The organism is Acinetobacter sp. V2 (genome assembly GCF_001188385.1).
GTDB classification, from domain to species: Bacteria; Pseudomonadota; Gammaproteobacteria; order Pseudomonadales; family Moraxellaceae; genus Acinetobacter; species Acinetobacter oleivorans.
On the sequence record NZ_JZFB01000004.1, the window covers coordinates 233,961 to 238,865 of the forward strand.

At 40.1% G+C, this 4,905-nt stretch carries 5 protein-coding genes; 3 read left to right on the forward strand and 2 right to left on the reverse strand.

All coding sequences use genetic code 11. The features are described 5' to 3' along the window. Window positions 1-64: 64 nt before the first annotated feature. Window positions 65-961: a LysR family transcriptional regulator gene (locus UC75_RS14045; RefSeq protein ID WP_049837948.1), complete on the reverse strand. Its 897-nt coding sequence runs from the start codon at window positions 959-961 to the stop codon at window positions 65-67. 112 nt (window positions 962-1,073) lie between these two features. On the opposite strand from UC75_RS14045, the gene UC75_RS14050 reads away from it, so the two are divergent. Continuing rightward, window positions 1,074-1,829 (forward strand): SDR family oxidoreductase, encoded by a 756-nt coding sequence (locus UC75_RS14050; RefSeq protein ID WP_049837949.1) that lies wholly within the window; start codon window positions 1,074-1,076, stop codon window positions 1,827-1,829. 45 nt (window positions 1,830-1,874) lie between these two features. Here the strand turns inward: UC75_RS14050 and hemW are convergent, their stop codons facing one another. Further along, entirely contained in the window at window positions 1,875-3,029 is a 1,155-nt protein-coding gene (gene hemW, locus UC75_RS14055; protein WP_049837950.1) for a radical SAM family heme chaperone HemW, read from the reverse strand. A 116-nt stretch (window positions 3,030-3,145) separates the two neighbouring features. On the opposite strand from hemW, the gene UC75_RS14060 reads away from it, so the two are divergent. Together UC75_RS14060 and UC75_RS14065 are read left to right on the forward strand one after the other, a co-directional pair. Beyond that, window positions 3,146-3,607, forward strand: coding sequence for a DMT family transporter (locus UC75_RS14060; RefSeq protein WP_004794898.1), 462 nt, complete (start codon window positions 3,146-3,148; stop codon window positions 3,605-3,607). Window positions 3,608-3,640: 33 nt separating this feature from the next. After that, window positions 3,641-4,905: MATE family efflux transporter (locus UC75_RS14065; RefSeq protein ID WP_049837951.1), on the forward strand; the 1,265-nt coding region annotated here is incomplete at its 3' end.

Genomic DNA, 4,905 nt, shown 5'->3' on the forward strand with positions numbered 1-4,905 from the left:
AATTCTAAAAAGCCTCTCACTGCGAGAGGCTTTTTTTTATTGTTATCTTATTTTAGTTTCATGACTAAAAGATGACGATGCATTTCTTATATAAAATGTCTTTAACCCAATTCATAAAGATTTCTAAACGTTTAGGAATATAACTTCGGTTCGGATACAAAATATTGAGTGGCAAAGATTGAGCTGTATGTGCACTTAGTACTTCAACCAAGGTTCCTTGCTCTATTTTATCCTGAACATCGTAGTATGGAAGTTGAATAATCCCTAAGCCAGCACAAGCTGCAGCAACATAGGCTTCTGTATTATTTACACTTAAAGCACTATCGATCATCACTGTTCCATCTTGATATAAAAATACGCCTTGTTTTTCTCCTACGGCTCCTGCGTAGTTAATGAGTTTGTGCTGAGATAGATCTTCTAATTGTTCAGGAATACCGTATTGTTCTAAATAATGGGGACTTGCACAGTTCACCATAATCAAGTTACCAACGAACTTCGCGATCAAACTACTATTCTCTAGCTGCCCCACCCGAACAACACAATCAATTCCCTTCTCGATCAAATCAGTCATGTCATCTGAGCTATTTAGTTGTAAATGAATGTCTGGATAGCGGCTATAAAAATCGGGAAGTTCTGGAATAATCACTTGATGCACGATTCGGCTGGGCATTGAAATTTTTAGCGTGCCACGGTAATGCTGCTTTTGCGTTTGTATGAGTTGTTCAAGCTGTTCATAGTCAAATAATAGGTTTTGACATTCAGGCAAGATTCTTTGTCCATCTTGAGTGAGGCTTACTTTGCGCGTAGTTCGATGAAATAACCGAACACCATAGTGAGTTTCTAATTGTTGAATTGCACTCGTTACTGTAGAGCGAGGTAAATCAAGCTGATTTGCTACCTCACTAAAGCTTTGTCGTTTAGCCACTTCTGAAAAAATAAAAAATTGCTGCAACCGATCCATTTAATTGTTCGTATTTTCTGAATAGTTAAACCAAACTAGCATAATTGATCAAAAATTACCGCCAATCTAGACTAAAAACACATTAAAACAAGTCATCATAGGAACAATCATCATGGCAACTCATACTCTGAAAGATAAAGTTGTACTGATTACAGGCGGTGCAAAAAACTTAGGCGGACTTATTAGCCGTAAATTTGCAGAACAAGGTGCAAAAATTGCAATTCACTACAATAGCGCTGAAACTCAAGCAGATGCAGAACAGACGCTCGCAGATGTAATAGCATTCGGTGTAGACGCTGTTTTAATTCAAGCAGACTTAACGGATATTGATAATATTGAAAAGTTATTCTTAGACACTAAACAACATTTTGGCGGAATTGATATTGCCATCAATACAGTTGGAAAGGTTTTAAAGAAATCGTTTTTAGATACCACAGAACAAGAGTTTGATAGCATGAGCGATATCAACTCAAAAATTGCCTATTTCTTTATTCAATCGGCTGGTCGTCATTTAAATAACGGCGGCAAGATCTGCTCAATCGTGACTTCTCTTCTTGCAGCTTACACTGGGCTCTATTCAACCTATGAGGGTTTAAAAGCTCCTGTTGAACACTATACCCGTGCTGCATCAAAAGAATTTGGTGATCGTCAGATTTCTGTTACTGCTGTTGCTCCAGGGCCTATGGATACACCATTCTTTTATGGGCAGGAATCTGCCGAGGCAGTGGCTTACCACAAATCAGCTTCAGCTTTAGGTGGATTAACCAAAATTGAAGATATTGAGCCTCTAGTTCGCTTTTTAGTGACCGATGGTTGGTGGATTACCGGTCAAACAATTTTTGCAAATGGTGGCTACACCACTCGCTAAAATCAAAAAAGCCGCATTTGATAATGCGGCTTTGACTTTGCTTTATCACAAGAACTCTTCTAGTACTGAGTTCAAGAAAATATGCCCCTGCTCTGTACAAGCCAAACGAGAACTATCCTCTACCAATAGTTTTCTAGCTCGTAGTGAAGTGAGTACCTCATTTAAATGATCTAAGCTTAAGCCCGTACGCTGTTCATATAATTCAGCTTTTACCCCTTCATTTAGACGTAAAGCATTCATCATAAATTCAAAAGGAAGCTCTTCTGCCTCGATCTTTTTCATTTGCAAGTGTTCGGCTGGAACCTTAGCTAAATAATCTTTTGGCAAACGAGTTTTTTGGAAACGGTACACACCATCTGGTCGTGTCAATTTGCCATGTGCACCTGCCCCAATCGCAAGATAATCACCAAACTCCCAATAATTCAAATTATGTGCTGAAGGCAGCTCTTTACGCCATGCCGAAACTTCATAATTTATAAAACCATTTGCCTTAAGATATGCCTCACCCTGCTCTTGAATGTCTTCAAGCATTTCATCTTGCGGTAAAACGGGTTGAGTACGGAAGAAAACGGTATTCGGTTCAATGGTAAGTTGATACCAACTAATATGAGTTGCGCCACTTTCTACAGCAAGCTTGAGATCATAGAGCGCCTGCTCTAGCGTTTGCTCAGGCAAACCATGCATTAAGTCTACATTCACTCGCTTAAAGCCAGCCTGCTTTGCTTGTTGAATCGCTTCAATTGCATTGTTTGCAGAATGAATACGTCCAAGCTTTTGTAAATGATCAGTATCAAAGCTCTGGACACCAATAGACAAACGATTAATGCCAGCCTCTAAATACCCTGCAAATGGGTCATGCTCTACCGTTCCCGGATTTGCCTCTAAGGTAATTTCGCAGCCATCTTCAAACTTAAGCAATGACTTAAGTTCTGCAAACAACCATACATAACCCTGTGCCGAAATCAGTGAAGGGGTTCCACCACCAATAAACACACTATGGATCGGACGTCCCTGCGCCATCTCTAGTTGAGTTTCAAAGTCGGCGACCAATGCTTTTAAATAGGTTTGCTCAAGTTCTGACGAAAGTGCTCCGTCTGGTACTGCATGCGAGTTAAAGTCACAATATGGACATTTACGCACGCACCAAGGCATATGGATATATAAAGATAAAGGAACAGAAGCAGGGTTTAATACGGCCAAGGAGCAGGTCCAATTTACACAATATTTCTATTTTAACATGACTGCATCAATGGGCTTATGAAAACATACCTTAATTGCTTTAGACTAAATTTAAACATTCTTAAATACTGATAAAAATGATGAAATTCTCTAGTCAACTTTTCCTGATCTTACCCTTAGCTATGGGAATCGGTGTTGCCATGGCTTTTCAGACCGCAATTAATGCTCAACTGCGCGAGCAACTACACTCACCCTTACAAGCAGCTTTATTATCATTTTTCATAGGTACTATTGTTTTAGCCATTATGGTTTTCTTTCAAAGTGCCGAGAAGCCTTCTTTAAGTGAAATATCAAATATTCCATGGCTTCTTTGGACTGGAGGATTCCTTGGGGTTTATGCAATCAGCATGAGCATTTATACTGCACCTAAGCTTGGTTTTTTAACCTTTACAGGGCTAGTCGTTTTTGGGCAAATCGTTATTTCTATGTTACTTGATCATTTTGGTTGGTTGGGCACAGAAAAGACACCTGTTACATGGCAACGGTTTCTTGGTGGAGTCATCATCTTTGTCGGTGTGGTACTCACTTTGCAGCGTTAGCTTCATTTTTTATATTTAAAAAGAGTACCTTTTGTGTCGAATGTCACATCTTTTCGGGCTGAATTAAAACAACTCTTCCACTTAATGCTACCAATTTTAATTACCCAGTTTGCTCAAGCAGGATTCGGGTTAATTGACACTATTATGGCTGGACATTTATCTGCAACCGATTTAGCAGCAATTGCTGTAGGGGTCGGTTTATGGGTTCCAATCATGCTCCTGTTCAGCGGCATTATGATTGCAACAACACCTTTGGTCGCTGAAGCAAAAGGCGCAAGAAATACAGAGCAGATCCCTGTCGTTGTTCGTCAGTCATTGTGGGTTGCTGTCATTTTAGGTGTACTAGCAATGCTCATTTTGCAGCTTATGCCGTTTTTCTTGCATGTGTTCGGCGTACCAGAGAGCTTGCGACCTAAAGCAAGCTTGTTCTTGCATGCAATTGGCTTGGGTATGCCAGCTGTGACCATGTACGCAGCATTACGTGGCTATTCAGAAGCATTAGGCCATCCACGTCCTGTCACAGCTATTAGCCTATTAGCTTTAGTTGTATTGGTCCCTCTTAACATGATCTTTATGCATGGATTAGGGCCAATACCTGCTTTAGGTAGCGCTGGCTGTGGTTTTGCAACATCCATTTTACAGTGGCTCATGTTAATTACATTAGCAGGCTATATTTATAAAGCTTCGGCTTATCAAAACACGTCTATTTTTGGCCGATTTGATAAAATTAATATGGCTTTAGTTAAAAGAATTTTACAGCTTGGTCTACCAATCGGTCTAGCTGTGTTCTTTGAGATTAGTATTTTTAGTACAGGTGCATTGGTCCTTAGCCCTCTTGGTGAAGTATTTATTGCTGCACACCAAGTCGCAATTTCCGTTACCTCTGTGCTGTTTATGATTCCGCTTTCACTAGCCATTGCCTTAACTATCCGTGTCGGTACTTATTATGGTGAAAAGAACTGGGCTTCAATGTACCAAGTACAAAAGATTGGTCTCAGCACAGCAATATTTTTTGCCATATTAACCATGACTTTTATTGCTCTATGCCGTGAACAAATTATCTCGATTTATACTCAAGACTTAAACGTAGCTCCTGTTGCGATGTATTTACTCTGGTTTGCAATGGGTTATCAACTGATGGATGCATTACAAGTAAGTGCCGCAGGCTGTTTAAGAGGTATGCAAGATACTCAAGCACCAATGTGGATTACGCTCATGGCGTATTGGGTGATTGCTTTCCCTATTGGGCTTTATTTAGCGCGTTATACCCATTGGGGCGTGGCTGGTGTGTGGCTAGG

Coding starts and splice junctions, on each gene's coding strand:
- UC75_RS14050 (WP_049837949.1), top strand. CDS start 1,074: ATGGCAACTCATACTCTGAAAGATAAAGTTGTACTGATTACAGGCGGT.
- UC75_RS14045 (WP_049837948.1), bottom strand. CDS start 961: ATGGATCGGTTGCAGCAATTTTTTATTTTTTCAGAAGTGGCTAAACGA.
- UC75_RS14060 (WP_004794898.1), top strand. CDS start 3,146: ATGATGAAATTCTCTAGTCAACTTTTCCTGATCTTACCCTTAGCTATG.